This is a genomic window from Streptomyces sp. NPDC048671 (assembly GCF_055587045.1).
Genome location: NZ_JBVJHB010000008.1, coordinates 360223 through 385891 on the forward strand (window position 1 = coordinate 360223; position 25669 = coordinate 385891).

Consider the following 25669-nt stretch of genomic DNA (forward strand, 5'->3'; position numbering starts at 1 on the left):
CAGTCTGCCGTGACGGCTCATCGCCTGTCACCTGCGCACTTCGCACTGATGTTTCAGCTCCTATCGATAGATGTAAATTTCTACAGTGCTGCGATTAAGCTTGCACAATACGTAGCCGAGCGGGCACTCTGCTGTGACGAAAGATCGCAACTTCTTGGAGTGTGCGACAACGCTCGTGCGCGCTTCGAAGGCCACCCGTGAGGGGACACGCATGATCGAACAGTGGTGGACTGATTCGCCTGCATGTTGTGCACCGCCCGTTGGGCCGCCGCCCGTTCTGTTACTCGCAGGCGAGCCCCAATCCGCCAAAGCTGCCCGGGACTTCGTGCGTGCGTTCGTCTCGTACCACGTTCCGGGGGTATCCGAGGACTACGTCGAGGGAGTCACCCTGGTCGCGTGCGAACTGGTCACCAACTCAATCCGCTACGGCACCGAACCCGGCGACTCCGTGCGCGTCGTGCTCGACGCCGACGAGAACCGGACGCGCGTCGAGGTGCACGACCCGGTACGCCGACACCCCCGGCTCCGGCCCGTGTCCCATCAGCGCGATCGTGGGCGCGGCCTGATCATCCTTGACGCACTGTGCCCCGGCGCCTGGGGAGTCGAGGACATCCCGTTCGGCAAGGCGGTGTGGGCGGAGGTGAAGGTGCCGTGATCGCGCCGCGACCGTGTACTTGTCGATTATCGATATGCTCCTCTAGGGTGAGCATATCGATAATCGATGGATAGGGGTGCGATGAACACGCGACTCACGAGCGCACTGGCCTCGGTGACCTTCGGGCTGGCCATCCTCAGCGGACTCGCCTTCCTCGGTACGGGCATCACGCGCATGCTCGACGACGGGGCGGTCTGCGTGGAGACGGGCTTCTGGGCCAATGCCCGGCTGGCGCCGGACGGCCTGCCGGTCGCGAAGGGGGTGGACGCGTCGGGCAGCCTCACGCGGCTCTGCCAGGACAGCCCCTCCGTGGGGCAGCGCGCGGCCGACCTGGGCGGCGAACTGCCCTGGCTGCTGTTCGGCGCCCTCGCGCTGCTGCTCTTCTCCCGGCTGCTGACGGCCGTGCTGCGGCAGGGGCCGTTCACCGAGGCGGTGGCCCGACGGCTCACCGCTCTGGGCTGGTTCGTCACCGTGGGCACACCGCTGGCCGGGCTCGTCGTCGGGTGGTCGCAGTCCTGGCTCGTCGGGAGCATGGCGCCGGTCGTGGGTTCCGGGCCGGCGGTCTCCGGACCGCTGGTGCTCGTGCTCGCCGGCCTCGCCGGTGTGATCCTTGGGAAGATCATGCGCGAGGGTGTACGCATGCGAGAGGACCTCGAAGGGACCATCTGATGCCGGAAGAGGAACTCCACTCGATCCGCATCCACCTCGACCGGCTCCTGGTCGAGCGCGGTATGACACTCACCGAACTGTCCGCGCGGGTGGGCATCACCGTCGTCAACCTGTCCGTGCTCAAGAACGGGCGGGCCAAGGCCATCCGCTTCTCGACCCTGTCGAAGATCTGCGACGTCCTCGACTGCCGGCCGGGCGACCTGATCACCCACGAGCCCGCGGAGCCTGCCCAGTGAGTGTCCGGCCCCGGCTCAGCAGCCGCCGCCGTCGCGCGACAGCCCGTAGGCCGAGTCCAGCCGGTAGGTGCCGCCCCTCGGCACGGTGAGCCGGGTCCAGTCGCCGTCCTGCCGCAGGCAGCCACCGGTGCCGCGCCCGCCGACCTGGCGCGCGCGCAGCCACGGCGAGTACGCGAGCCGTACGGTCACCGAGCCCGCCTCCGGCACCCGGACCACCAGATCGGCCTCGCTGCCGCTCACGACCGAGGCCGGCGCCGGCACCAGAGGCACCGCGTTCCGCACCCGGTAGACGCTCCAGCCGTCGTCCCGCCACACCCGCCGCAGCCAGGGCAGCCCGCTCCGCACCAGGGCCGCCTCCGCCTCGGCGGGGCCGTCGGGCTTCCCGTGGTGCAGCACGACGTACCCCACGGCCCAACGGTCCAGCCAGGCACGGTAGGTGGCCGGGGACAGCGTCCCGTCGTAGAAGAGCCGCCCCCGCTCCACGTCGAGCTGGCGGTTCCAGCCGCGCGCCATGTTCACGTGGCGGGCCAGGACGGTCGCCTCCCGGTGGTTGCGGGCGGGGACGACCTCCACACGGGTGAGATCGGCGTTCAGGCGGCGCAGTTCGCCGACGACGCCGTCCGTGCGGGCGGCCCAGGACGGCTTGTGGTCGGAGACCCTCAGGTCGTCCAGGGTCTTGTCGGCCAGCCAGTTCGCGGACAGCCCGAGAGCCACGGCGATCACGACGGTGCGCGTCCAGTCCTTCTCCCGGACGAGCGCCAGGAGCGCCGCGAGCAGCACCGGGACGGCGACGAGACCGAGGAGCCGCTCGACATTCGTGCCGATCGGGGAGGCGACGAAGAAGACGAGGAGCACGCCGACGGCGTACACCACGGCGCCGTAACGCGGCACGCGCCATTCGCGCCCCGGCGGCGCCGCGACGGCCAGCGCGGCGCAGACGACGAGCGGCATCCACAGCCGGCCGCTGTGCATGGGCTGCTCGCCGCCGCCGGGGAAGAGCAGCGCGACGGTCCCCACGACGGCGAAGAACGGGACGATCAGGACGACGCCCCTCCGCCACTGCCGGTCGAGGAGGTACGCCGCCCCCGCCACCACGAGGAACAGCCCCGCGACCGGACTGGCCATCGCCGCCAGCGCCCCCGCCACGACGGGGACCACGACGCGGTGGGCGTACAGGCAGGCGACGAGCCCGATCGCGACGCCGAGCGCGAACGTCGTACGCCCCGACGCGACGTTGCACCACAGGGCGAGCGAGGCGAGGACCGCGGGGGCGAGCGGCCGGCGCATCCCGGTGCGTACGAACAGCACGGCGATGAGCCACGAGCCGGCGATCCCGGCGGCCACGGAGACCGTCCGGACGCCGAGGAAGGCCATCAGGTAGGAGGAGAAGACGCTGTAGCCGGCGGTGTGGATCCCGCCGTACCAGGAGAGGTTGTACGCCGAACCCGGGTGGCGCGCGGTGAATCCCGACCAGGCGAGCTGCGCGGCCAGGTCGCCGCCGCCGGTGGCCAGGACGAGCGCCCACACGACGTACAGCGGGACCACGACACCCACGGCGACGAGCGGCACGCGTTGCCGCCGCCACCACGGCGGGGCGGCCGGTTCCCCGTCCCGGTCGCCCCTCAGCCGATCGCCGACGTCATTCGTACTCGCTCGCACTTCCCCGCTGACACCCACCCGGCAACCCTAGGGCCTCCCGTTTGCACCATGCCGGACAAGGGCCGAGGCGGCCGCCGGGTCAGCGCAGGGTCTTCAGCATCTCCGCGCCGAACGGCGTGATGTCACCGGTGCGCCCGTCGAGGGTCTTCGCGGCCCACTCGGGGTCGGCGATCAGCGCACGGCCGACGGCGACCATGTCGAACTCGTCGCGCTCCATCCGGTCCAGCAGCTGGTCGATGCCGGTGACCTCGGAGCTGTTGCCCTGGAAGGCGCTGAAGAAGTCACCGTCCAGGCCGACCGATCCGACGGTGACCGTGGGCCTGCCGCTGATCTTCCTCACCCAGCCGGCGAGGTTCAGGTCGGAGCCGTCGAACTCGGGCAGCCAGTAGCGGCGGGTGGACGCGTGGAAGACGTCGACACCGGCCTCGGCCAACGGCGTGAGCAGGGTGTCCAGTTCCTCCGGGGTCTGTGCGAGCTTCGCCTCGTAGGCGTCCATCTTCCACTGGGACATCCGGAAGAAGAGAGGGAAGGCGTCCGACACGGCCGCGCGGCAGGCCGCCACGATCTCCGCCGCGAACCGGGTCCGCGCGACGATGTCGCCGCCGTACGCGTCGGTGCGGCGGTTGCTGCCGGACCACAGGAACTGGTCGATCAAGTAGCCGTGCGCCCCGTGCAGTTCGACACCGTCGAAGCCGAGGCGCTCGGCGGCGGCCGCGGCGCCGGCGAACGCGGCGATGACGTCGTCGAGGTCCTGCTGCGTCATGGCGCGGCCCTTGGGCTCACCCGCCAGGGACACGCCCGAGGGCCCGACCGGCTCCGCGTCCACCACCGGCGGGGCCCCCTCGGCGCGCGTGACACCCACGTGCCACAGCTGCGGGATGATCGCGCCGCCCGCCCGGTGCACGGAGTCCGCGACGTCCGCCCAGCCCGCGAGCGCGTCCTCGCCGTGGAACCGAGGGACCCGGTCGCTGGTGCCCGCGGACGCGTGGTCGACGTAGGTGCCCTCGGTGATGATCAGCCCCACACCGCCGGCGGCCCGCCGCTCGTAGTAGTCCGCCACGTCCTGGTCCGGGACACCGCCCGGGGAGAACTGCCGGGTCATCGGCGCCATGGCGATCCTGTTGCGCGAGGTGAGCCCGCGCGCCGAGAAGGGGCGCGCGAGGGTGTCCGTTGCACGGCCGGCGGTCACGTCTGTCACTTCATGTCCTCTTCATAGGCTCGGGTTCATAGGCTCGGGGAGTCCACCGGTCGCCAACATCGGGGCGCGGCCGTGGCATCCCCGTTCCGGTCCCGATGTGGTCAAGGTCTCCCGGGAGTGCCGCGACGGCCGGGCGATGTCGTTGGTCCAACGGTGCGACGCACGCCTGCCGAGCCCCGGGGGAACGGCTATACGATGGGCGACCTCTGGGGGAGATGCGCCGGCTGGGGGCCGGGTCGGCACGTGTGACGGTGCGCATTCCCTCGTGGGTCCTGGGGAGGGTCTGGTAGATGAGTCGTCGTGTTTTCGTGCGTCCACGCAGGACGGTCGGGGCGTGGGTCGCGGTCGTGGTGGCGACGGGTCTGTCGGTGGGGCCGATGCCGCAGTCGGCCTCGGCGGCTGACACACCGCAGGAGACCGTGGTGCCGGCTGCCACGCGCGATACCCATGAGTCGGCGTCGATGTTCTACGCCGGCACGCAGTCGGGGACCGACGGGGCCGGGGCCGAGGGGGTCTTCCACCAGCTGGAAGGCCGCACGGGCCTGGTCTGGACGCGTTACGCGGACGGCAGCTCCACCCCCGTGCCCGCAGGCCCGGTTCCCGTGCGGGGCCGGGGGACGGGCACCGATGTCCTGGCGCGCGACGACGGCGACCGGATCGTGCTGTGGGACGCGGCCGGCGGCACCACGGAAACGGTCCAGGTGCCGGACGGCCTGCAGTTGATGGATGTCTACGGCACCACGGTCGTCGCCTTCAGGCACGGCACCTCGGACGACGGGCTGTCGATGCGGGTCATCCACCTGCTCACCCCGAATCCCGATGGCACCACGCGTGACGTGACGGTCAGCGGCATGCCCGCAGGCCTGAGGCTGGCGCTGCCCCGCGCGGCGGACGCCCGCAGTCTGCTGTTCGTCGCCCAGTGGGACGACACGCGCCGGATGGTGGCCGTCGACCGGGAGACCGGCCGGGTCCAGAGCTGGACGCAGCCGATCCCCGTGGCGAACGTCCTGGCGAGAATGTCCAAGGACCATGTCGTCCTGTACTTCCCCAGCAACCCGAAGGTGCTGGTGCTGCCGCGCTCCGACCTGTCGGCGACCCCGGCCGAGCTGACGCTGGGCGGCCCCGACGTCAGGAACCCCGCCAACGACCTGGCCCTCGTCGGTGAATGGCTGGTCCACCGTCCCGGTACGGCGATCCTGGCCCAGCCGTTGACCGGCGGCGAGAGCGTCACCGTCGTCGCCTCGTCGAACCCCGGCGTCTCCTCGGCGCCCGACGGATCCGCGGTGGTGGTGGGCCGCACGACCGCTGAGGACTGGGGCATCCAGCGCCTTGCTCCCGGCGCCGACGGCAGGCCCGTCGTCACCCAGGTCAAGCCGCTCCCCAAGCCGGTCGTCGGGATCCAGGGCCTGTCCCTGGAACAGGGCAGGCTCGTCGTGGCCGACCCCAGCAGCGGCCGGCGGGGCGCCTATCTGCGGACCGTCGCCACCACCGGCATCCCCGAGTTCGGCGCACGTTCCACGTTCACGAAGCCCGACGTGGTCATGGCTCAATGCCCGGACCCGGATGCCGGCTGCTCCACGGTCCGGGGCACGGCCGACGGGCGGATCGCCTGGCTGGAACGGGGGCAGCCGTCGGACGACGACCGGCTCCGGGTCCACGGCCCGAACGGGTTCCACGACCGCGCCGTCCCCGCCGGCGGCCGGATCACCGACGTGTCCGGTGACTACGTGATCTACGCGGGTACCGACCAGCAGTACGTGTACCGGCTCGACGACTCCGCCGGCCCCGTGACCCGCCCGAAGGGCGCGGCCGCCCTGTGGGACGACGTGCTGCTGACCGCCGGAAGCACTCCGGGCAGCATCACGGGCTTCGACCTGAGTACGAGGAAGGCGACGGCGGCCCTCACCACCGACGCGGGCTGCGTCCCGGAGGAACTGCAGGCGGTCGGCCGCTGGCTGTACTGGAGCTGCGGACCCGGCGGCAGGGCCGGGGTGTACGACCGGACGGCGAAGAAGTCGCTGCCGGTGCCGTCCGGCGAGGCGGGCCTCGGTGACGGCTTCGTCGTCACGCACGACAAGGCGGCGGGCCGGCTGACCCTGACCACGGTCACGGGCGGCAAGGCCGTCGGCCGTGACATCGGGGCGCTGCCCGACACCGGGGTCTCGCAGCGTGATGTCCGCTGGACCGTGGACAAGTCCGGTACGAACGCCGCGTACGTGGACACCCAGGAGCGGGTGCACCTGGTGCCGTCCGGGGCGACCGCGCAGCCTCTGCGGCTCCTGACGCGGGCGGAGAACGCCACGTCCGTGACGGCGACCGGGCCGGACGCCACCCCGGGCGCGCTCACGGACGTCCTGCTGTCGAAGCCCTCCGCGCAGTGGACTCTCACCGTGCGCAGCGGGATCACGGGCAAGGTCGTCGACACGGTGCGGGGCGGCGCCGCGCAGGGCGCACTCCGGGCCGGCTGGCACGGCGTCGACCCGTCCCGCCCCGGCAACGCGTTCTTCCCGAACGGGCGCTACGACTGGTCGCTCTCCGTCGCACCGCAGGACGGGCTGGGCGCCCCCCTGTCCGTCACCGGCACGGTGCGGCTCAAGGGCGGGGCGGACGTGTGGCGGGACCTCATCGGGGACGACGGCTTCGGCGAGCTGCTGGCCCTGAACTCCGCCGGACTCGTGTACTCCTACCAGGGCACCGGTACCGGGGGCCTGCGCGCGCGGCAGGCGGCGACGGGTGCCAAGTTCCCGGCCACCGCGCTGCTCGTCCCGTTCGGGGACACGGACGGGGATGGCTGCGACGACGTGCTCGTGCGCCAGGGCAACGAGCTGCGCGCGTACCGGCCGGGCTGCGGCGTGACCGTGTCCGCCTCGTCGCCGTACACGGTCATCGGCTCGGGCTGGGCGCAGTACGACGTCCTCACCTCACCCGGCGATGTGAACGGTGACGGATTCATCGACATGATCGCCCGTCAGACGACCACCGGGGACATGTACTTCTACGCCGGAACGGCCACCCACCGGCTGGCGACCAAGGTCCGGATCGGAACGAACTGGAAGCTGTACTCGAAGATCGTCGGAGCCGGCGACCTCAACGGTGACGGCAGGGGCGATCTGCTCGGCGTCGACAAGTCCGGTGGCCTGTGGCGCTATTACGGCAAGGCCGCCGGCGCCGTCACCTCCCGCGTGCGGATCGCCTCCGGTTGGGGCGCCTCGTACACGACGGTGGTCGGCATGGGCGACATCACCGGTGACGGCCGCCCCGACATCGTGGCCCGGGACACCACGGGCAAGCTGTACCGCCACAGCAGCACCGCGGCCGGCACCCTCGCCGGCCCGGTGACCATCGGCACGAGTGGCTGGAGCGCCTACAAGGGCCTGTACTGATGACCCGGGACCGGGGCCGTCCTCGGGAGCTGCCCATGGCGTCACCGGCTGGCCGCGCCCTGCCGGACCTCGACAGGGAGTGGACCGCCCGCTGGGGGAAGACGCTTCCGGTGGGTCACTTTCTGCCGGGCGCCTGCCGGGCCTGCGCGCCGCCGGTCCGCCGCGCTGGCGGACCGGGCAGACCACCAGGGCCCCGCGCACCCTGCCGGTGACCTGGTGACGGCGGACCGTGCACACTGCGCGACGGCCGGAATGACGCCCGCCCCGGTACGCCTTCGGGGCGTACCGGGGCGGCGCTGAGCGGGAGGCGGGTCAGGACCGGGTGGCGGCCGGTTCCATCCGCACGACCGTCCGGTCCCGCCGGGCCCGTTCCGCGGCCCAGACGACCAGGTGGGACTCCAGGGTCTCGTACGGCCCCGAACCCACCAGTGAACGGTCCCCGCTGGCGACCGCCGCGACGAAGGCCCGCAGGAGCTCGGTGTCGGCGCCGCCGTGTCCGTCGGCGGCCGACGCCCCGCCGTCCGGGTCCAGGTCGAAGGTCTCCTGGGTGTCGGTGAGGAAGTCGTGCAGCGTGATCCGGCGCCCGTCGCCCTCGATCGAGCCGTGGGTGCCGAAGATCCGGGTCTTGCGGAAGTCGAGGGCCGTGAAGGCGGTCATGGTGAACGAGGCGGTGACCCCGCCCTCGTACTCCAGGTTCACGACCTGGTGGTCCACCACGTCGTTGTGCCCCGCGTAGACGCAGGTGCCGTAGGGCCCTTCCGCGAGCGCGGTGTGCAGTCCGGCCGGGGAGACGTCGTCGGTGAGCACGCCGAGCGGCCACTGCTCGTACACCGGGTCCCCGAGGAACCGCTCGTAGATACGGACCGCGGAGTACACACAGGTGCGTTCGACGGGGCAGCTGACACAGCGGTCGCCCGCGCCCTCGGGCTTGTTCTCGGGCCGGAAGTGGTGCAGGCCGCCGAAGGAGGAGACCCGTTCGACGGGGCGGCCGACGAGGTGGCCGAGCCAGTCGATGTCATGGCTCGACTTGGCCAGCAGCATGGAGGACGACTGCGCCTCGACCGCCCACTGACCGCGTACGTAGGAGTGGGCCTGGTGCCACCAGCCGACCGGCTCCAGATGCTCGACGCTGACGATGTCGCCGATCCGGCCCTCGGTGATCAGTTGCTTCAGCTTCACCGAGTACGCGGTGTAGCGCAGCACATGGCAGACGCCGAGCAGGATGTCGTTGCGTACGGAGGCCTCGACGATGCGGCGGGCGTCCGCCTCGGACGGTGCCATCGGCTTTTCGAGCAGGAGGGCGTACCCGAGGTCGGCCAGCGCCACGGCCGGGTCGGCGTGCAGCCGGTCGGGGGTGGCGACGACGGCGGCGTCGGCGAGCCTGGGCCGGGCGGCGAGCGCGGCCCAGTCCTGGAAGACGTTGGCCTCCGGGAGGCCGAACTCCTCGGCCAGGGCCTGTCGTCGGACGGGGTCGGGGTCGGCCACGGCGGTGACGGTCGCCAGGCCCTCGGAGACTGCGATGCGTGCGTACGAGGCCCCCCGGGCCCCGGCGCCGACGATCGCCAGAGTGACGGTCACGGAAAAGTCCTCATTACTTGACGGCACCCTGGAGGATGCCCTTGATGAAGTGGCGCTGGAAGAAGAGGTAGAGCAGGACGATCGGCGTGATCACGATGATGGTGCCGGCGGACAGCAGCGGGATGTTCTGGCCGAACTGCTGGACGAACTTGCCGAGTCCGGATGGCGCGGTGCGCATCGCCGGATCCTGGATCAGGACAAGGGCGAGCAGGAACTGGTTCCAGGACCACATGAAATACAGCAGGCCGAGCGTGGTGAGCGCCGGTCCCGCGGTCGGCAGCAGCACCTTGGTCAGCGTCCGCCAGCTGCCCGCGCCGTCGACCGCCGCGGCCTCGGTGAGCTCCTGCGGCAGGGACTCGAAGTGGGTGCGCATCCAGTAGACGCCGAAGGGCATGAACAGACCGATGAGCGGCAGGATCACCGCCCAGTAGGTGTTCAGCAGGCCCACGGACCGCAGGTCGTAGTAGAGCGGGATGACGATCGCCTCGTACGGCAGCGCCATGCCCAGCATCAGGATCGCGAACAGGGGTCCCTTGACGCGCAGCCGCATGGCCGCCAGGCCGTATCCGGCGAGCGTCGCGAGGATCAGGGCGATCGGTACGACTCCGAGCGCGATCAAGGCGCTCGACTTCAGCAGCGAGCCGAAGCCCGCGGTGGTCCAGGCGGTGGCGAAGTTCCCCCACTGGGGGTCGGACGGCCATTTCAGCCCCGGTGACAGCTCGGTCTGGGGCTGGAGGGCGGCGCTGAAGAGCGCGAGGAAGGGGAAGAGAACCGACGCGGCGGCCAGGATCAGGACGAGCCGGGGCAGGTGCTTGGACATTTCATCGCTCCCGGGTGAGCCTGTTCAGGACGTACATGACCGCGCAGGTGAGTACGGACAGCACGGTGGCGAGCGCGCAGGCGGTGCCCACCCGGCCCGCGGTGAAGACGAGTTGGTAGACCTGGACGCCGGGGACCATGGTCGAGTAGCCGGGTCCGCCGCCCGTCATGACGTACACGACGTCGAAGCCCGCGAGGGCGGCGATGACCGTGACGGTGCAGGCGACGCCGATCTCCTTGCGCAGGCCCGGCACCGTGATGTGCCAGAACTGGCGCAGCCGGCCGGCGCCGTCGAGGGAGGCCGCCTCGTAGAGCGACGGGTCGATCTTGCCGATGCCGGAGAGCAGCAGCAGGAAGCAGAGGCCGGTGGAGACCCAGGTGCCGATGAGGCCCACGGTCGGCAGGGCCCAGGAGAAGTCCCCGAGCCAGGCCCGGGTGAAGTCGCCGAGGCCGACGGCGCGCAGGAGCTGGTTGAGCGGCCCGTCCTCGCTGTAGATCCACTTCCAGACGACGCCTACGGCGACGAGCGGGAGGACCTGGGGGAGGAAGATGACGGTACGGATCACCGGCATCGCCCGCCAGGGCACGGAGGCCACCAGCGCGGCCAGCACGAGCCCGAGGCTCACCGGGATCAGGGTGTAGAAGAGGATGAAGACGAACGCGTGGAGCAGGGCGCTGCGCAGGGCGGGTTCGCTGAAGACCGCCGTGTAGTTGTCGAGGCCCGCCCAGGTGGCGACGCCGACGCCGTTCCAGTTCCAGAACGAGAGCCACACGCTGTGCGCCCAGGGTGCGATGACGAAGGCGCCGTAGAAGGCGAAGGCCGGCAGGACGTACAGGAGCGGGACGAGACGGTGCCGCCCCGCGCGGTTGGCGGACGGCCTCGCCGCGTGCACCGGGCGGGTGGCGTCCTTGGCCACCCGCCCGCCGCCGACGAGTACATCAGCCATGGGTGGCGGCCCACTCGCCCTGGATGGCCTTGATGAAGCCGGGGGTGTCGGTCTTGCCGGCGAGGAGTTCCTGGGTGCCGGCGGTGAGCTTGTCGTTCATGGTGGCGGTGGCGTTGTTGTTGAAGCCCACGAGGCCGTTCTCGGCGTTGACCTTCGCCCAGGCGGCGACGATGTCGGTCATCACGGTGCCCTTCTCGGGCTTGGCCGCCTTGATGTCCGCGGGCATGAAGCCGGCCTTGAACTGCGCGGCGGACGCCTCGGGCGAGTGCAGGAAGTCCAGGAAGGCCGCGGCCGCGTCGGGGTGCTTGGAACGGGTGGAGACGGCGTACGCGACGGACGTGCCGATGGCGGTGGCGTGCTCACCGGGGAAGGTGAAGAACCCGGCGTCCTTGCCCAGCTTCGCGCCGATCTTCGCGGCGTCCCAGTTCCCGTCGACGAAGAACAGGCCCTCGCCCTTGGAGAACTTGTCGGTCGCGGTCTGCAGGTCGGTGCCGTTGGCGCTCTTGGGCAGGTAGCCCTTCTTCGCCCACTCGCCGACCTTGGTGACGGCGGCCCGGTTGCCCGCGGTGTCGAAGGTGGTGTCCTTGTGCCCGAAGGTCCACTTCGCGGCGGCCTCGGCCCCGTCCGCGGACTGGCCGGCGAGCTGGATCGGGAAGGAGGCGTGGCCCTCGGCGTTGCCCAGCTGGAGCGGCGTCTCACCCGCCTTCTTGGCCTTGGCGAGCGCGGCCTCGAACTCCTCCATCGTGGCCGGGGGCTTGGAGATGCCGAGCTCCGCGGCCTTCGCCTTGTTGTAGTAGACGCCGACGAGCGAGAATCCGGCGGGCGCCGCGTAGAGCTTGCCCTCGCCGAGCGTGGAACCGTCGGCGGCCACCCGCCACTGGTTGAGCTGGGTGCTCGCGTACGTCGTGTCCCAGCCGTACGCCTTCGCGTAGGGCGAGAGGTCGCGGACGAGGTGGTCCTTGACGGTGGTGCCCACGGAGTTCAGCAGCGCGATGTCCGGCGACTGGTCGGAGGAGAGGGAGAGGTTGAGGCTCTTGTTGTAGTCGTCGTAGTTGGTGTCCTGGTAGTTGACCTGCACGTTGGGGTGCTTGGCCTCGAACGCCTCGATGATCGTCTTGACGGCCGCACCCGATTCCGGGGTGGAGACCAGCCTCAGGGTCACGTTCTCCTTGGGCACGCCGGTCTTGACGGGGCCGGTGGATTCGGCCGGAGCGTCGCTGCCGGCGCCCGGCGCGCAGGAGGTCGCGGAGAGCACCACGAACACGGTCCCGGCCAGCATTGTTCTGAGCTTCATCGGGTTGATCGCTTTCGGGTAAGGCGCAGGCGCCATGTGGCAGGATGACGAGTCGGGACACTAGCCGTGTATCCGAGGTTTAGTAAGAAAGTTTTCTATCAAAGTGGCGCAAGTCACACAGAGTCCGTCCCGGCACGCAGGGACCGGCAAGGGGATTCGATGAGCGACGCAGAGGTCCCGCCCGGCGGCGACCAGAGCTCCCTCCGGCATCTGAACACCAGCCGGGTGCTTCATCTCCTGTACGACGGCGTCCCGTTGACGATCAACGCGCTCTCGCGGGTGACCGGGCTCTCCCGGCCGACCGTGCGTGGCATCGCGACCGCCCTGCTGGAGGCCGGGCTGCTCAAGCCGGACGGGCAGGACACGGTCCGCACCGGGGGGCGGCCCGCCCAGCGCTACGCCTTCGACCGGAACGCGGGCCGCCTCGCCGGACTCCGCTTCGACGTGGACGGCGTCTGGGCGCGGGTGACGGACCTCGCCGGGGAATCGGCCGTGACGGCGCACGCGCCGCTGCTCGCCGAGGACACCCCGGAACGGCGCATCGACGCGGCGGTGGCGCTCGTTCGCGAGCAACTCCCCACGCCGCAAACCCCGTTGTGGGCCGTGGGCGCTGGTACGCCGGGCATCGTCGACAGCGCCGGAACCGTACGCCTGAGCGTCGCCATCCCCGGCTGGACGGGTGTCGAGCTCACCCGTGAACTGAGCGACCGGCTGGGCTGTCCGGCGGTGACGGCGAAGGACACCAACCTGGCCGCACTCGCCGAGCACCGGATCGGCGCGGCCCAGGGCACCCCCGACATCCTCTACGTGCAGATGGGCAGCCGGCTCGGCGTGGGCGTACTGGTCGACGGGCTCCCGTTCACCGGGCGGACCGGGGCGGCGGGCGAGATCGGGCGCCACCCCGAGCTGGGCTGGCAGGACGCCCCTGCGAAGCTCTTCGCGGCGTCCGGCTCGCCGCGCGACAGCGAGGAGGAGGCGGGGGCGCTCGCCTTCGCCCGCGCGGCGCACGGGGACCCGGCGGCGCGGGCCGCGGTCGACGCCTACGCCCGCACCCTCGCGAACGGCATCGGCGCCATGGTGCTGGCCGTCGACCCTCGGCTGATCGTGCTGGGCGGCGGCCTGGCCAAGTCCGGTGCCGTGGTGCTCGATCCGATCCGGAGCCGGCTGGCGGAGATCTGTTACGAGGCGCCCCCGCTCGCCCTGACGGCCCTGGTGGACGACGTGGTGAGCGTCGGAGGGGTGGAGGCCGCGCGCGATCTGGTGCGCGCCGGCATGCGGGTGACCGTCGACCGGGTCCTGCACTCCTGACCCGAGGTCACCTCTGACCCGAGGCATGGCGCGAGGCGTGGGCAAGGCATTGACAGCCCCCGGGGCTCACCGGCACATTGCGGGCACGCTTTCGAAGGAAAGTTACCTTCGAAAGAGCCATGAAAGATCCCCTAAGGAGCAACTGTGAGACGTCGTCCCCTGCGGACCCTGCTCACCGGCGTAATGGCCTCCGCACTCTGCCTCATGGGCACCGCGCTGAGCGGACAGAGCGCCCACGCAGCCGACTTCCCGCCCAGCCCGGTCGCGAAGCCGGGCTACACCATGGACTTCCAGGAGGAGTTCGACGGCACCTCGCTCGACGAGGACAAGTGGCTGCCGTACTACCTGCCCCACTGGACCCCGGAGCGGGAGAACGCCAAGGCGCGCTACACCGTCGCCGACGGCGTGCTCACCGAGCGCCTGGACCCGGACACCCCGGCCTGGAACCCCCAGTACGACGGCACGGTGAAGATCTCCAGCATCCAGACCTTCAACCAGGACTGGTGGCACCGCTTCAACTACGACATGCCGAACGACCACCACGAGCCGAAGTTCGACGGATACTCCACCCAGTACGGCTACTTCGAGACGCGGGCGAAGTTCTCGAACGTCGGCGGCGGGGGCCATCAGGCGCTCTGGCTGGTCGGCACCGACGACACCTCCAGCGCCTCGGCCAACTCCGAGATCGACTTCATCGAGACGTTCTTCAGCAAGCCCGAAACCTGGCGGATCGCCGCCTACGGCTGGGGAGACCCCGACTTCCTCGGCTCCTGGAACTCCTCCGAGGACCCGGTGCCCAGCGGGAAGCCGACGCAGGAATACCACGTCTACGGCATGGAGTGGACCCCGACCGAGCTGAAGTTCTACTACGACAACCAGCTCTTCAAGACCATCAACGACGCACCCAACATGCCCATGGGCATGATCCTCGGCCTGTACACCGACGCCGGGTCCGGCCAGCACAACGACGTCTGGCCCAAGTCGTGGAACGTCGACTACCTGCGGGTCTGGAAGAAGGACGGCGGCTACCCGCAGACGTACGACCGGTACAAGAACCGCGAGACCGGCCAGTACATGCACATCAAGGACAGCACCGGCCGGCTCCAGTACGGCGACGTGCCGGCCACCGACCTGACCTCGCAGTGGGCCCGGGAATCCACCGACGGCCACTACCGCTACAAGAACCGGGCCACCGGGGAGTACCTGAACACGGAGGACGCCACCGGCACCGTCCAGTACGGGACGTTCCCGGCCACCTGGTGGAGCGGCCAGTGGACCGAGGAGAACGCCGACGGCCGCATCCGCTTCAAGAACCGTCAGACCGGCCAGTACATGCACACGGAAGGCGCCACCGGATCCGTCCAGTACGGCTCCGTGCCCGCGACGTACTGGGCCAGCCAGTGGACGCGCGAACCCGCCCTCTGACCCCCGCCTGACCTCCGGGCGCGCCCCGCCGTGGGGCGCGCCCGCCTCCCTCCTGGAAGCGACCCGATGCGCCAGCCCACAGCCCCCGCCCCCGCTGCTTCCCGTGCCGCTCTCCCGGCCGCCCTCGCCGCCGCCCTGGTCCTCGTGCTGAGCGGCTGCGATTCCGCCCCGGCACACGCGCCGACCCCCGCCGGCGCCACCGCCCCGGCCGCCCGCACCCCGCAAGGGGGTCCGCCCACGGGCCCGGCGGGCCGCTCCCTCTGGGCGCTCATCGACGACCGGGGCGACACCATCAGGTCGCTGCCGGACGACGACCCGGATGTCACCGCCGTCCGCAGGACCGTCGCCCTGCACTCGGCGGCCACCGACAACCGCGACCACCGGACCCTCGCGGACGGCACGAGCAGCGCCGACAATGAATTCGCCTTCTACACGCCGGAGTTCACCAAGCAGCTCAAGGCCCAGGGGTACGACCGGCAGCTGACGGCCCTCTACCGCACCAACCGGCTGACCACCCACCAGGTGAAGACCGCCTGGTACCGCTCCACGCTCTACAAGGACCGGGCGACGGCCAAGGCCGAAATGGACACGGTCATGGAGTTCACGGCCGCCACCCCCGGCTACCTGAAGAAGGGCGGCTTCGCCCTGAACACCCCGTACACCCAGCACCGCAGCGTGAGCCTGGCCAAGCAGGACGGGAAGTGGAGGATCACAGCGATCCGGAAGAGCCCCCTGACGAAGACGGCTCCGCGCCCGGAATCATCCTGAGGGAAGGGGCGCCCGGCCGCCCCGCCTGCCGGCGCCCTGCACCCGTCGCGCTCGCTCAAGGAGGACACGCGGCTGCGGGTGGCGGGGTCACTTGGATTGGAGGCGTCCCAGCGGGTGGCCGCCCGTGAGAACCGTCTGGGCGTTCTTCCAGCCAGTGAGGTCGATTCCGGTGACGTGGCGCAGGTAGGCGAGGGTGACCTGCTGGACGAGGGCGACCCGGTCGGGGTTCTCGTCGGTGGTCTCCGTTGCCTGGTAGCCGGAGATGCCGCCGAGGAAGTGCTCGCCGCCGTGGACGGTCAGGAGGCTCTTGTCGCCGCGGCTGAGGGTGTAGGGGTCGGCCGTCCAGGCCGGTCCCCGGGTGGAGAGCGGGAGGTCGTCCTTGTCTCCGGCGACGACGAGGCCGGGGGCGGTGATATGGGAGAAGTCCTGATCGCGCAACCAGGGAAGGTTGTCGTGAGCGAAGGGGGTCAGTTCGTCGCCGCCCTTGCCCGCGGTGGCCAGTTGGACGCTGGCCATGACCCGGGAATCGGACAGGTCCTCGGCGGCACCGGTCTGCGGGTCCATGACGCGCAGGCCTACCAGGATGCCGGCGGTCTGGCCGCCGAAGGAGTGCCCGGCCGCGACGACGCGGCTGTGGTCGACGCGGCCTTCCAGGCCCGGCACGCCCGCCTCCAGGGTGTTGAGTTCGTCGAGGATGTGCCGCATGTCCTGTACGCGGTAGCGCCACATCCGGGGCCGGCGAGGGTCATCGGCCGGCAGGCCGAGCCGCTTGGAGTCCAGGTGGGTGGCCTGGATGACGACAAAGCCGCCGGACGCCCAGTGGTCGACCAGCGGGGCGTAGCCGTCCAGGTCCGAGCCGAAGCCGTGGGCGAAGAGCACGACGGGCAGGCGCGTGCCGGCGGTGGGGGCGGTGATGCGGACGTGCAGGTCCTCGCCGCGCTGCGGTGCGCTCAGCACGAGCGGCCTGACGGATACCGTCGCAGTGGGGGCGGGGCCGGTGAGGCCGGTGAGGCCGGTGAGGCCGGTGATGTGGTGCGTGGTCATGTGTGTGTCTGCCTTTCAGGGGTTGACGGGCAGCGTGGCGAAAGCCGCGAAGCGGTCGGGGTGGCGGCGCACCGCGTCACCGCCCCACCGGAGAAGGACGCGACGCGGTTCCGGGGTCCGGGCGTGCTCCTCGACGCCGATCACCCGCCGGGCCGGTGCGGTGTCCTGACTCATGGACACTCCGTTCGTCGTGTGACTCATCCCGATACGGGATCTAACGGGATCATTCGCCCGCCATCGGGGCACCTGGGCTACGGTAAAACCTGACGTTGACGTGAAGGGCAAGGGCGTGTGATGCGGAACACGCGGAAAGGGGTGGGCATGCGGATCGGGGAACTCGCCCGCCGTACGGGCGTCACCACCCGGGCCCTGCGGTACTACGAGGAACAGAACCTGCTCACCGCCGAGCGCAGCGGCAGCGGCCAGCGCCACTACGCAGAAACCGCCGTGGACCGGATCCGCCTCATCCGCCGGCTGTACGCCGCCGGACTGAGCAGCAAGGCCATCGCCGAGCTGACGCCCTGCGTCATCGACGGCAAGGCCACCCCTGAACTCCTCCAGCGCCTGGCCACGGAACGCGACCACCTCGACCGGCGCATCGCGGATCTCACCCATACCCGGGACAGGCTCGACTCCGTTATCGGCGGAGCCTCTTCCAACATGCACACCGGCGCCCCCTGCCCACGGGACGCGAACGCATAGACCCGCACGGCGCGGCCAGGGCTACACCCCACCCCGAGTGACTGGTTCGCTGTCTTGCGCTTCTCCGGGAGCGCGACGGTCCGGACGCCATGGCCGGTAAGTCGGGGTGGCCTGGACAGTGGGCGAGTGGCATCGCAAGCTGCTCGGCATGAAATGCATGAACCACAAAGGGGAGTTGGCCGACGCCCACGCGTCCGGCTTACGCACCGTGGCCACCGCCGGGGCCGCGCACCCCGGACGACCGGACGAAGCCGGGGCGAGGGCCCGTCTGTCGGGCTCGTCCTGATCGGCGGGGGAACAGCGCTGTGGATGGCCACACCGCACCACGGCGGCTATGCGCTGTACGTGCTGCCCGGCCTCGTCATCAGCGGTATCGGCCAGGGGCTGAACTTCCCCTCGATGATGTCCGCCGCGCTTATCGGCGTCCAGCCGGAACGGCACGCGGTCGCCGGCGCGGTGAATGTCGTGGCACAGCAGATCGGCGCCAGCGTCGGAGTGGCGGTCATGGTCCTCGTGGCGGCGACCAGCGACGGCCGGCTCACCGGCTACCACCTCGCCTACCTCGTGGCCGGCATCGCCTGTGCGCTGGGGGCGGTATCCATCGCCGTGGTGCGGCGAGCACCGGGCGTAAAGCAATCACCCGAGACACCGACATCCGCGACGCGTTCACCCGAGACGCGTTCACCCGAGACGCAGACCGTTATGACGGCGCAGCCCGAGGACTGAGGGCCGTCGCGCGGAACAGGGCGTCCCGGACGCGGCGATCAGACCCGCGTGGCCATCCGCGTCCGGACAGCGGCTAGCTGGTTGATGCCCGTCCCTGTCTCCCTGTCGCGGAACTCCTCCGAATGTCGCCGGCCCCCTGCAGATTTGTCCGCGATCGGTAACCGAGGGATCTTGTGGGGGCGTTCGTGTGTCTTGATGGGTGCACGGCATCGGCGGAGACGGCAAAAGGGGCGGGCGGACATGGCGAAGCACAAGGGAAGGGGATGGCACAGCCGGCTTCTGGGGGCGGCACTCGGAGTGACGGCGCTGGCCGCCGCGACCTCGGTGTGGACCGCGCAGGCCGAGACCGCCGGAGGGCGGCAGCCGCAGGCGCGTGTCTCCTCGCCGGACGGCCGGGCCCAGGACGGGAAGGCGGCCAAGGTGGCGGAGGACATCGCGCACGCCTCGGACCGCGGCGCCAAGGGCGTCAACATCACCATCGACGACGGACCGGACCCGACCTGGACGCCGCAGGTGCTGCAACTGCTGAAGGACAGCGGTGTGAAGGCCACGTTCTGCATGGTGGGCACGCAGGCCCAGGCGTACCCGGACCTGGTCAAGGCGGTCGTGGCGGGTGGCCACCGGCTGTGCAACCACACCGTTTCGCACGACACCGCCATGGACACCAAGTCCGAGGCGTACCAGTCCCAGGAGATCCTGGACGCCGAACGCATGATCACCAAGGCGTCCGGTGGCGTCCGGCCGCAGTACTACCGGGCTCCGGGCGGCGCCTTCACCCCGTACAGCCGGCACCTCGCCGCGTCCCGGGGGATGCGGCCGCTGGGCTGGAACGTCGACACCAAGGACTTCGAGCATCCCGGTGTGGACACCATGGTCGCCACCGTCAAGAGCGAGATCTCCAACGGGCCGACCGTCCTCTTCCACGACGCGGGCGGGGACCGCTCCCAGACCCTGGCCGCTCTGCGCCAGGTACTGCCCTGGCTGAGGCAGCAGGGATACTCCTTCGGCTTCCCCGTGCGGTAAGCGAGGCTCTCCTCCACCACCGGACGCGGCACGGTGGAGGTCGCCGAAGAGGGCCTGCCCCTCTTCACGGCATGGTCACGTCGTTCAGCACGGCGTTGGGGCTGACGCCGATATGGTGCGGCGGACTCAGCGGACCGGCGCGGCGGAGCTGTTGGGTCGCGTTCGCCCCGTGCAGTGTCCGGACGCCTCTACTCCGCCGCAGCCGTTGCCGCCGACGCCTCGGCCAGGCGCTCGAACGTCTGGTTGAGTACCGCCCTGCGCTCGTCCTTGTACGCGGGATTCGGCTCCAGGCCGTCGATCGTCCGCTCCCACACCGCCAGGAACGTCTTCTGCCAGGTCCGGATCACCTCGGGCGGCGGGAGGGCCGGGCCCACCCATCCCTGCCGGTCCAGGAGGAGGAGCAGCTCCAGGTTGCAGGGGACGGTCACGCCCCAGTACTCGTCCGGTTCGAGCTCCACCGGATCGCCGGCCATCGCCTCCGTCACCTCGGTCACCAGCCGGTCGGCCAGCTCCGCGAGATGATCGGCCGCCGTGTCGCTGTCGAAGTTGCCCGCGCCCCACGTGCCCACTGTTCCGCCTCCGCGTCGTGCGTCGTCGTTTCCGTCCGCCATCACAGCAGAGGGCACTGACAGCCGGGACCGGCCGCGGAACAGGTCCGGCAGAACCGCCTTCGCCATGGACGCCCGTTGTGACGCGCTGACGGACGGCGGACAGGCGGCGACCGCGGCGCGTGCGGTGGGGGAGGGCGGAAGGGCGAGCAGAACGTCGGCGGTGTGACCGTGGAAGTCGCCCCCGCCGAAGTCGGTCGCGGGTACGGGCGCGGGGGCCGTGGCAGCGAGTACGGCGACGGCCCGGTCGTCGAGTGCGGCGCCGCCGCTGCGGGCGGTCTGCGCGAGGGCCGTGGCGGCGGCCCAGCGTACGAGGCCGTCCTGGGCGTCCAGGAAGGGGCGCAGGGCAGGGAGTTCGGCACGTACGGCGTCGTACGAACGCATTGGGGAGTCACGCGGATCGATCGGGTTGCCGGCCGCCAACCAGTCCCGGGTGTCCCGCAGGTTCCGGCGTCGCTGTTCGTCCTGCTCGGACGCCAACTCCTCGTCGTGCAGGGTAAGAAGCCTGTCGGAGAAGTTCTCGGCGGCCTCAGCGCGCCACGCGGCGATGTCGTCCCCGCACAGGGCGCGCAGTTGGCCGGGGATGTCGGCGGCCGTCCCGTAGACGTGGTTCAGGTGCGCCCAGTCCACTTCGTCGAGGCCGGTCAGCAGGTCGCCGTCCGCGGAGATCACGGCCGCATGATGTCAGAGCACTCTGACGCCGGCACCCGGTCTCAACAGGCGGGCCTTCCCGCCGTGGAGGTGATGCCTCCGGTGGTGACGCGTCCGGTGGCGCGGCCGGGGCGCAACCCGATTCGTCACAAACGACCCTGATCCCGGGAGTCACAGTTGTAGAGTCTGTGAACATCCTGGGAACCCTTCACCACGCACGACGTGCATGTCATGCGTCCGTGACCGCGTTTCTCCCGGTTCCACCACGTACCCCTGGGGGGGCTTTGTCTTCTGTGGAACCCGGCCGTTCCGTTCCCGCGCGCTCGAAGCGCGCGCGGCGGACCGCGGCCTGCACCGCGCTCGTTCTCTCCGCCGGCATGCTGCTGGCGGCTCCGGCTCCGGCCTCGGCCGACGACTCGGCGCCCGCACCGCGTGGCACCGCACCGCGTTTCACCCCTGACCAGGGTTCGCAGCCGACCCTCGTCCTGCCGAAGCGGACCGCGAAGAAGCCCGGGGCGGCCGCGGGCGCCGAGGCTGCGGTCTTTCCGGCAAAGCCGCGCTTCGATGTCGACGGCGACGGGCACAGCGACCTCATGTACCGGAGCGCGGACGGCGAACTGAACGTCATCCGGAACTACTGGAACGGTGCCTTCCGGTACACGATCCACCGCGACGACTACCACGAGCTGGCCAAGGACATCATCACGCCGGGCGACCTCGACGGCAACGGCAAGCCCGAAATCCTCACGCTGTCCGCGGTGGGCAAGCTGTCGCTGCACCGGAGCCTGGACGCATACGGAACCAGCAAATCCACCTGGTCCGGCGACGGCTGGCAGAAGTACAACAAGGTCGTGGCCACCGGCGACCTGAGCGGTGACGGCCGCGGCGACCTGCTGGCGCGTACGCCCTCGGGCGACATTTACGCGTACCAGTCCACCGGAGAAGTCGACAGCGCGCCCTTCAAGGCCGGCGTCAAGGTGGGCTACGGCTGGGACGCCTACGACCAGATCGTGGCTGTCAACGATTCGAACAACGACGGCATCGGTGACATCTTCGCCCGGACCCCGGCCGGTGACCTGTACTTCTACGCCGGTACGGGCGACATCACGAAGCCCTTCAAGGCCCGCTGGAAGACCGGTTACCGCTTCGACGCCTTCAACCAGCTCGTCGGTGTCGACGATGTCGACGGGGACGGTCTCGGTGACGTCATCGCCCGCAAGCAGAACGGCGACATCTCCGTCTACCGGTCCACCGGGTACGGCAGCCTCACGACGCCCGTCTCCGCCGGCACCGGGTGGAGCAAGGCGTCGCTGCTCGTCGGCGCGGGCGGCAACCCGGACTTCGGCAAGCACGAGATCGAGGCCCGGACCAACGCGGGCTACCTCTGGGGGTACGAGTCCAGGAACAACGGACAGTTCTTCCCCCGAGCCACCGGCAACGAGAGCGGCGAGCCCAGCGGCGGCGGGAACACGGGGTCGCGGGGGCTGGCCTCGTCGCTCGACAACGACGGCCTGCCCGATCAGACCTTGCTGTACCAGGGGCAGCTGTTCACCGGGCCCCACTTCATCGGCCTCGGCTGGGACGTCTACGCCAGCCTGACCGGTCCGGGCGACCTCAGCGGTGACGGCAAGGGAGACCTGCTGGCGCGCGACCGCAAGGGCGACGTGTACCTGTACCAGGGCAACGGTCTCGGCTCCAAGTTCGCGACCAAGCTCAAGGTCGGCTACGGCTGGGACACGTACAACATGATCGTCGGCGCCGGTGACCTCAGTGGCGACGGGCTCTCCGACATAGTGGCCCGCGACACCAAGGGCGATCTGTACCTGTACCGGGGCACGGGCAAGGCGTCCGCGCCCTTCAAGGCACGGGTGAAGATCGGTACCGGGTACAACATCTACAAGTTGTTCGCCGCGCCGGGTGACTTCAACGGTGACGGCAAGGCCGATCTGGTCGGCGTCGACGGCAAGGGCGACGTGTACCGCTACACGTCCACCGGCACCGGGAAGGTCGACAAGCGCGTGAAGATCGGCTACGGCTGGGACATCTACAACGGCATCTTCTGAGCCCTCCGCTCTGCCCGAAGCGCCCTCTCCCCTGCTCCGCGGGGGAGAGGGCGCTTCCGCGTGGGTCCGCGACCGGCGGCTCGAAACGCGGTATCGCCCTCCGGACCGGAGAACGGCACCCCGCCCGTCCTGCGTCCTTGCCAGGGACGCAGGAACGGATCCGGAACGTACAGAAGGCTCGCCCCATGACGCGCACCACGCAGCACGACCGCACGCTGCCACCGACGAGCGGCAGCCCGCAACGCGGGATCACGGCAACGGCGTTTGCCGTCCTGCGGCGGCACCGAGGCACGCTGGGGGGTGCGACGATCCGGGTCGTCGGCCTGTCCGGACTGGCCGCACTCCTGATGACGACCGCCATATTCGCGCTCGCCTGGCCCGTCTTCACGCGTATGCGGAACCAACGCATCTGGTACCACTACCTTGAGGACCCCTACCTGCACGACCTCACCGACCTGGTACGGGTCGCCCTCTGGACGCTCCCGCTCTTCCTGCTCCTCCTCGGCACCGGCAGCGCCGCTCTGCAGGCCGTGTCCTCCCGAGCGGTGGCGGCAGGGGCTGGAGATCCGCTGGAAGGGGACCCGGCCCGTGCCGCGGTCTCCGCGCGGCTGCGACCGGTGCTCGCCGTGTACGCGCTGCGCGGCCTGATCGCATGGTCCCTGCCGCTGCTCGCCGGAGTCGTGGCGCACCGTCTCACCGGCTACCAGCTCGACACCCCGTTGCCCCTGGAGCGCGGCTCGTGGGCCTACACACTCGTCAAGGCCTCACCCGTGGTCGCCGGGTTCGCCGCTGTGCTGCTGCGCCTGGCGCTCACCCTCGCCCCGGCCGCCGCGGCGGACGGCCTCGGCGCCCGCGCGGCCCTGCGCCGATCCTGGTCGCTGACGTGGACGCGTGCCGGAGCGGCCCGCGTCCTCGCCCTCGCACTGCCGCTGACCGCGCTCACCGCGGGGATGCTCCGGCTGGTGGTGCAACTCGCCCTGCCTCTGCGCCCGCTCGTACGCGACCTCCTCGAACAGGCCACGGGCAACTTCTTCGCCGCGTATTACGCCGGCATCCTCGCCCCCGTGCTCATCGGCATCCTGGTCACCGCTGCGGTGGTCTGCCCCCTCACCTGCACGGCCTTCGCGGTCCTCCACGACCGGCTACGGCCGCCCGGCACCGCTCTCTAGGGAGTCGGGTCGGCCTCGTCCATGAAGCTCAGCATCCGGGTGTTGACCAGGTCGGGGTGGTCGATCTGCGGTACGTGGCCGGTCGCCGCGACGATTTCGGCGCGGGCGCCGGGGACGACACGCGGTACGCGCTCCAGCTGCCGCTTCGGGTGCACGAGCAGGCTGCGCCTGCCCATGACGAGGTAGAACGGCGTCCGGATCGAGCCCAGTTCCTCGTCCGACAGGGGCAGCGGGGCGGGGCGGCGTATCCGGAAGGCACGGACGCTCGCCCGGACCATCGCGCGCAGTTCGGGAACGACGAGTACCGGCTGTTCCAGCCAGGAGGCGAGGCGCGGGCGCAGCGCCTTGGGGGCGAAGGTCGCGAACAGGCCGGCGAAGATCCACACGAAGAAGCGCAGGCCCACCTTCTCCAGGCCGCCGGGGTCGAGGGCGGTGACGGAGGCGATCCGGCCGGGGCGGAGGTGCACCTGGTTGATGACCAGCCAGCCTCCGTAGGAGGAGCCGACGAGATGGACCCGGTCGAGGCCGAGCGCGTCGAGGGCCTCGTCCATCCATTGGGCCGCGTGCTCGGGCTGCCACATGGGTTCGCGGTGGACACTGCGGCCGGGGTCACCGGGGGTGTCGAGCGCGTAGACGGGGCGTTCGGCGCTGAGCGCATGGGTGTTGGGGTACCACTGGGCCGAGCAGCCGCCCGCACCGTGGATCAGTACCACCGGCGTACGGGACTCGGCGGCGGGGTCCGCGGGGCCGTACCGGTAGACGTGCGTGGTGCCGAAGCTCGTCTCCACGTCCGCCTCGGAGCGGGCGGGCGCGCCCTTCGCGTAGAGCGCGTCGCAGGCGGCGAAGTACCGGTCGCGCAGGGTGTCGTTGACGTAGTGGCCGACGTCGCGGCGTACACGGGTCGTGTTGTCGGGCACGGTGGCACCTCCTGGAAGATCCGTTCTTCGTGATACGACCGTACCATCATGATGATACGGCGGTACCATGAAAAGAGCCCACCGACCCATCACCGACCGGCGGAGACACGAGAACATGCCGAAGCGCGTGGACCACGAGGAACGGCGCGACCAGATCGCCGAGGCGCTCATCCGGGTCGCGGGACGGCGAGGGCTGCACGCTGTCGGTATGCGGGATGTGGCCGCCGAGGCCGGCGTGTCACTCCGGCTCGTGCAGTACTACTTCGAGACCAAGGAGAAACTGCTCTTCTACGGGCTCCAGCACCTGACCGACCGCTTCACCGCACGGGTGGCTGCCCGCCTCCGCGCCGCCGGTACGGACCCGGGCCCGCGCGCGACGATCGAGGCGCTGCTGCTGGCCTCCCTTCCGACCGACGAGGAGGGGCGCACCTTCCACCTCCTGTACAGCTCCTACTCGATCCTGTCCGTGACCGACGAGGCGCTGGCCGCCCAGCCCTTCATCGACAAACCCGACGCCGCGGAGGACGCCCTGACCGGGCTGCTCGAACAGGCTCAGGCGTCAGGCCTGGCCGATCCTGGTGCCGCCGCGCGTACGGAGGCGATCAGCCTGCTCGCCATGACGGCGACCATGGGCACCAGCATCCTCGTGGGCCAGCGAAGTCCGGAGTCGGCCCTCGCGGTGCTCCGTCACCATCTGGACCGGATCTTTCGGACCGCCGAGGCGTCGGTGCACTCGGCCGGTCGTAGCTGACGTCCTGTCAAGGCGTGCCTGGGCAACCAAAAAGGCCCAGGTCGCTGACCTGAGCCTTCCTTCAGGAGCTGGTTAC

General features: G+C 70.6%; 23 protein-coding genes. 13 read left to right on the top strand and 10 right to left on the bottom strand.

The genetic code is table 11. The annotated features are described in order from the left end of the window. Positions 1-211: 211 nt before the first annotated feature. The 3 genes from ACZ6S6_RS18600 to ACZ6S6_RS18610 all read left to right on the top strand — a co-directional run bounded on the left by ACZ6S6_RS18600 (position 212) and on the right by ACZ6S6_RS18610 (position 1560). Positions 212-655, top strand: coding sequence for an ATP-binding protein (locus tag ACZ6S6_RS18600; protein WP_362958383.1), 444 nt, complete (start codon positions 212-214; stop codon positions 653-655). Positions 656-736: 81 nt separating this feature from the next. After that, a complete protein-coding gene (locus ACZ6S6_RS18605; RefSeq protein WP_362958386.1) occupies positions 737-1324 on the top strand; it encodes a DUF2975 domain-containing protein in 588 nt (195 codons plus the stop codon). Next, complete coding sequence (locus ACZ6S6_RS18610; RefSeq protein ID WP_362958389.1) at positions 1324-1560, top strand: helix-turn-helix domain-containing protein; 237 nt, start codon at positions 1324-1326, stop codon at positions 1558-1560. The genes ACZ6S6_RS18605 and ACZ6S6_RS18610 overlap by 1 nt, the downstream gene beginning before the upstream one ends. A gap of 15 nt (positions 1561-1575) precedes the next feature. On the opposite strand, the gene ACZ6S6_RS18615 is transcribed toward ACZ6S6_RS18610, so the two are convergent. Together ACZ6S6_RS18615 and ACZ6S6_RS18620 are read right to left on the bottom strand one after the other, a co-directional pair. After that, positions 1576-3129, bottom strand: coding sequence for a hypothetical protein (locus ACZ6S6_RS18615; RefSeq protein WP_362958516.1), 1554 nt, complete (start codon positions 3127-3129; stop codon positions 1576-1578). Positions 3130-3298: 169 nt separating this feature from the next. After that, positions 3299-4417, bottom strand: coding sequence for an NADH:flavin oxidoreductase (locus ACZ6S6_RS18620; protein ID WP_469706248.1), 1119 nt, complete (start codon positions 4415-4417; stop codon positions 3299-3301). Positions 4418-4707: 290 nt separating this feature from the next. On the opposite strand from ACZ6S6_RS18620, the gene ACZ6S6_RS18625 reads away from it, so the two are divergent. Then, positions 4708-7800, top strand: coding sequence for an FG-GAP repeat domain-containing protein (locus ACZ6S6_RS18625; protein ID WP_469706249.1), 3093 nt, complete (start codon positions 4708-4710; stop codon positions 7798-7800). Between the two features lie 312 nt (positions 7801-8112). On the opposite strand, the gene ACZ6S6_RS18630 is transcribed toward ACZ6S6_RS18625, so the two are convergent. From ACZ6S6_RS18630 to ACZ6S6_RS18645, 4 genes are read right to left on the bottom strand one after another with little or no spacing between them, the layout of a single operon-like run. Beyond that, positions 8113-9378 carry a Gfo/Idh/MocA family protein gene (locus ACZ6S6_RS18630; RefSeq protein ID WP_362958397.1) on the bottom strand — a complete coding sequence of 422 codons (1266 nt, stop codon included), beginning with the start codon at positions 9376-9378 and terminating at the stop codon, positions 8113-8115. A gap of 13 nt (positions 9379-9391) precedes the next feature. Then, complete coding sequence (locus ACZ6S6_RS18635; protein ID WP_469706250.1) at positions 9392-10198, bottom strand: carbohydrate ABC transporter permease; 807 nt, start codon at positions 10196-10198, stop codon at positions 9392-9394. 1 nt (position 10199) lies between these two features. Then, positions 10200-11144, bottom strand: a complete 945-nt coding sequence (locus ACZ6S6_RS18640) for a carbohydrate ABC transporter permease (protein WP_362958403.1) — start codon at positions 11142-11144, stop codon at positions 10200-10202. Next, the gene (locus ACZ6S6_RS18645; protein WP_469706251.1) at positions 11137-12438 is read right to left on the bottom strand and encodes an ABC transporter substrate-binding protein; all 1302 of its coding nucleotides are present in this window, start codon (positions 12436-12438) and stop codon (positions 11137-11139) included. The genes ACZ6S6_RS18640 and ACZ6S6_RS18645 overlap by 8 nt, the downstream gene beginning before the upstream one ends. Positions 12439-12597: 159 nt before the next feature. On the opposite strand from ACZ6S6_RS18645, the gene ACZ6S6_RS18650 reads away from it, so the two are divergent. From ACZ6S6_RS18650 to ACZ6S6_RS18660, 3 genes are all read left to right on the top strand, one after another. Continuing rightward, positions 12598-13746: an ROK family transcriptional regulator gene (locus ACZ6S6_RS18650; RefSeq protein ID WP_362958408.1), complete on the top strand. Its 1149-nt coding sequence runs from the start codon at positions 12598-12600 to the stop codon at positions 13744-13746. Between the two features lie 144 nt (positions 13747-13890). Then, positions 13891-15171: a family 16 glycosylhydrolase gene (locus ACZ6S6_RS18655; RefSeq protein WP_469706252.1), complete on the top strand. Its 1281-nt coding sequence runs from the start codon at positions 13891-13893 to the stop codon at positions 15169-15171. A gap of 66 nt (positions 15172-15237) precedes the next feature. After that, positions 15238-15939 (top strand): hypothetical protein, encoded by a 702-nt coding sequence (locus ACZ6S6_RS18660; protein ID WP_469706253.1) that lies wholly within the window; start codon positions 15238-15240, stop codon positions 15937-15939. 87 nt (positions 15940-16026) lie between these two features. Here ACZ6S6_RS18660 and ACZ6S6_RS18665 read toward each other — a convergent pair whose 3' ends face one another. After that, positions 16027-16983, bottom strand: a complete 957-nt coding sequence (locus ACZ6S6_RS18665) for an alpha/beta hydrolase family protein (protein WP_469706254.1) — start codon at positions 16981-16983, stop codon at positions 16027-16029. A gap of 15 nt (positions 16984-16998) precedes the next feature. After that, the gene (locus tag ACZ6S6_RS18670; RefSeq protein ID WP_469706255.1) at positions 16999-17157 is read right to left on the bottom strand and encodes a hypothetical protein; all 159 of its coding nucleotides are present in this window, start codon (positions 17155-17157) and stop codon (positions 16999-17001) included. A 147-nt stretch (positions 17158-17304) separates the two neighbouring features. Between ACZ6S6_RS18670 and ACZ6S6_RS18675 the strand changes: the two genes are divergently transcribed. From ACZ6S6_RS18675 to ACZ6S6_RS18685, 3 genes are all read left to right on the top strand, one after another. After that, positions 17305-17685 (top strand): MerR family transcriptional regulator, encoded by a 381-nt coding sequence (locus ACZ6S6_RS18675; RefSeq protein WP_469706256.1) that lies wholly within the window; start codon positions 17305-17307, stop codon positions 17683-17685. 309 nt (positions 17686-17994) lie between these two features. Continuing rightward, a complete protein-coding gene (locus ACZ6S6_RS18680) occupies positions 17995-18411 on the top strand; it encodes a hypothetical protein (RefSeq protein WP_469706257.1) in 417 nt (138 codons plus the stop codon). Positions 18412-18651: 240 nt separating this feature from the next. Next, complete coding sequence (locus tag ACZ6S6_RS18685) at positions 18652-19434, top strand: polysaccharide deacetylase family protein (protein ID WP_469706258.1); 783 nt, start codon at positions 18652-18654, stop codon at positions 19432-19434. Positions 19435-19622: 188 nt separating this feature from the next. Here the strand turns inward: ACZ6S6_RS18685 and ACZ6S6_RS18690 are convergent, their stop codons facing one another. After that, positions 19623-20003: a DUF4259 domain-containing protein gene (locus tag ACZ6S6_RS18690; protein ID WP_469706296.1), complete on the bottom strand. Its 381-nt coding sequence runs from the start codon at positions 20001-20003 to the stop codon at positions 19623-19625. A 983-nt stretch (positions 20004-20986) separates the two neighbouring features. Between ACZ6S6_RS18690 and ACZ6S6_RS18695 the strand changes: the two genes are divergently transcribed. Next, positions 20987-22756 carry an FG-GAP repeat domain-containing protein gene (locus ACZ6S6_RS18695; RefSeq protein ID WP_469706297.1) on the top strand — a complete coding sequence of 590 codons (1770 nt, stop codon included), beginning with the start codon at positions 20987-20989 and terminating at the stop codon, positions 22754-22756. A 185-nt stretch (positions 22757-22941) separates the two neighbouring features. After that, positions 22942-23925 (top strand): hypothetical protein, encoded by a 984-nt coding sequence (locus ACZ6S6_RS18700; RefSeq protein ID WP_469706259.1) that lies wholly within the window; start codon positions 22942-22944, stop codon positions 23923-23925. On the opposite strand, the gene ACZ6S6_RS18705 is transcribed toward ACZ6S6_RS18700, so the two are convergent. Continuing rightward, the gene (locus tag ACZ6S6_RS18705; protein ID WP_469706260.1) at positions 23922-24842 is read right to left on the bottom strand and encodes an alpha/beta fold hydrolase; all 921 of its coding nucleotides are present in this window, start codon (positions 24840-24842) and stop codon (positions 23922-23924) included. The two genes, ACZ6S6_RS18700 and ACZ6S6_RS18705, sit on opposite strands and share 4 nt — an antisense overlap. A 115-nt stretch (positions 24843-24957) precedes the next feature. Here ACZ6S6_RS18705 and ACZ6S6_RS18710 point away from each other — a divergent pair, with 115 nt between their 5' ends. Further along, a complete protein-coding gene (locus ACZ6S6_RS18710; RefSeq protein ID WP_469706261.1) occupies positions 24958-25593 on the top strand; it encodes a TetR/AcrR family transcriptional regulator in 636 nt (211 codons plus the stop codon). Positions 25594-25669: the final 76 nt, after the last annotated feature.

Excerpts from the sequence above, each read along its gene's own strand:
- ACZ6S6_RS18600 (WP_362958383.1), top strand. The coding sequence starts at position 212 with ATGATCGAACAGTGGTGGACTGATTCGCCTGCATGTTGTGCACCGCCC.
- ACZ6S6_RS18605 (WP_362958386.1), top strand. The coding sequence starts at position 737 with ATGAACACGCGACTCACGAGCGCACTGGCCTCGGTGACCTTCGGGCTG.
- ACZ6S6_RS18610 (WP_362958389.1), top strand. The coding sequence starts at position 1,324 with ATGCCGGAAGAGGAACTCCACTCGATCCGCATCCACCTCGACCGGCTC.
- ACZ6S6_RS18625 (WP_469706249.1), top strand. The coding sequence starts at position 4,708 with ATGAGTCGTCGTGTTTTCGTGCGTCCACGCAGGACGGTCGGGGCGTGG.
- ACZ6S6_RS18635 (WP_469706250.1), bottom strand. The coding sequence starts at position 10,198 with ATGTCCAAGCACCTGCCCCGGCTCGTCCTGATCCTGGCCGCCGCGTCG.
- ACZ6S6_RS18640 (WP_362958403.1), bottom strand. The coding sequence starts at position 11,144 with ATGGCTGATGTACTCGTCGGCGGCGGGCGGGTGGCCAAGGACGCCACC.
- ACZ6S6_RS18645 (WP_469706251.1), bottom strand. The coding sequence starts at position 12,438 with ATGAAGCTCAGAACAATGCTGGCCGGGACCGTGTTCGTGGTGCTCTCC.
- ACZ6S6_RS18650 (WP_362958408.1), top strand. The coding sequence starts at position 12,598 with ATGAGCGACGCAGAGGTCCCGCCCGGCGGCGACCAGAGCTCCCTCCGG.
- ACZ6S6_RS18660 (WP_469706253.1), top strand. The coding sequence starts at position 15,238 with ATGCGCCAGCCCACAGCCCCCGCCCCCGCTGCTTCCCGTGCCGCTCTC.
- ACZ6S6_RS18665 (WP_469706254.1), bottom strand. The coding sequence starts at position 16,983 with ATGACCACGCACCACATCACCGGCCTCACCGGCCTCACCGGCCTCACC.
- ACZ6S6_RS18670 (WP_469706255.1), bottom strand. The coding sequence starts at position 17,157 with ATGAGTCAGGACACCGCACCGGCCCGGCGGGTGATCGGCGTCGAGGAG.
- ACZ6S6_RS18675 (WP_469706256.1), top strand. The coding sequence starts at position 17,305 with ATGCGGATCGGGGAACTCGCCCGCCGTACGGGCGTCACCACCCGGGCC.
- ACZ6S6_RS18680 (WP_469706257.1), top strand. The coding sequence starts at position 17,995 with ATGGCCACACCGCACCACGGCGGCTATGCGCTGTACGTGCTGCCCGGC.
- ACZ6S6_RS18685 (WP_469706258.1), top strand. The coding sequence starts at position 18,652 with ATGGCGAAGCACAAGGGAAGGGGATGGCACAGCCGGCTTCTGGGGGCG.
- ACZ6S6_RS18700 (WP_469706259.1), top strand. The coding sequence starts at position 22,942 with ATGACGCGCACCACGCAGCACGACCGCACGCTGCCACCGACGAGCGGC.
- ACZ6S6_RS18710 (WP_469706261.1), top strand. The coding sequence starts at position 24,958 with ATGCCGAAGCGCGTGGACCACGAGGAACGGCGCGACCAGATCGCCGAG.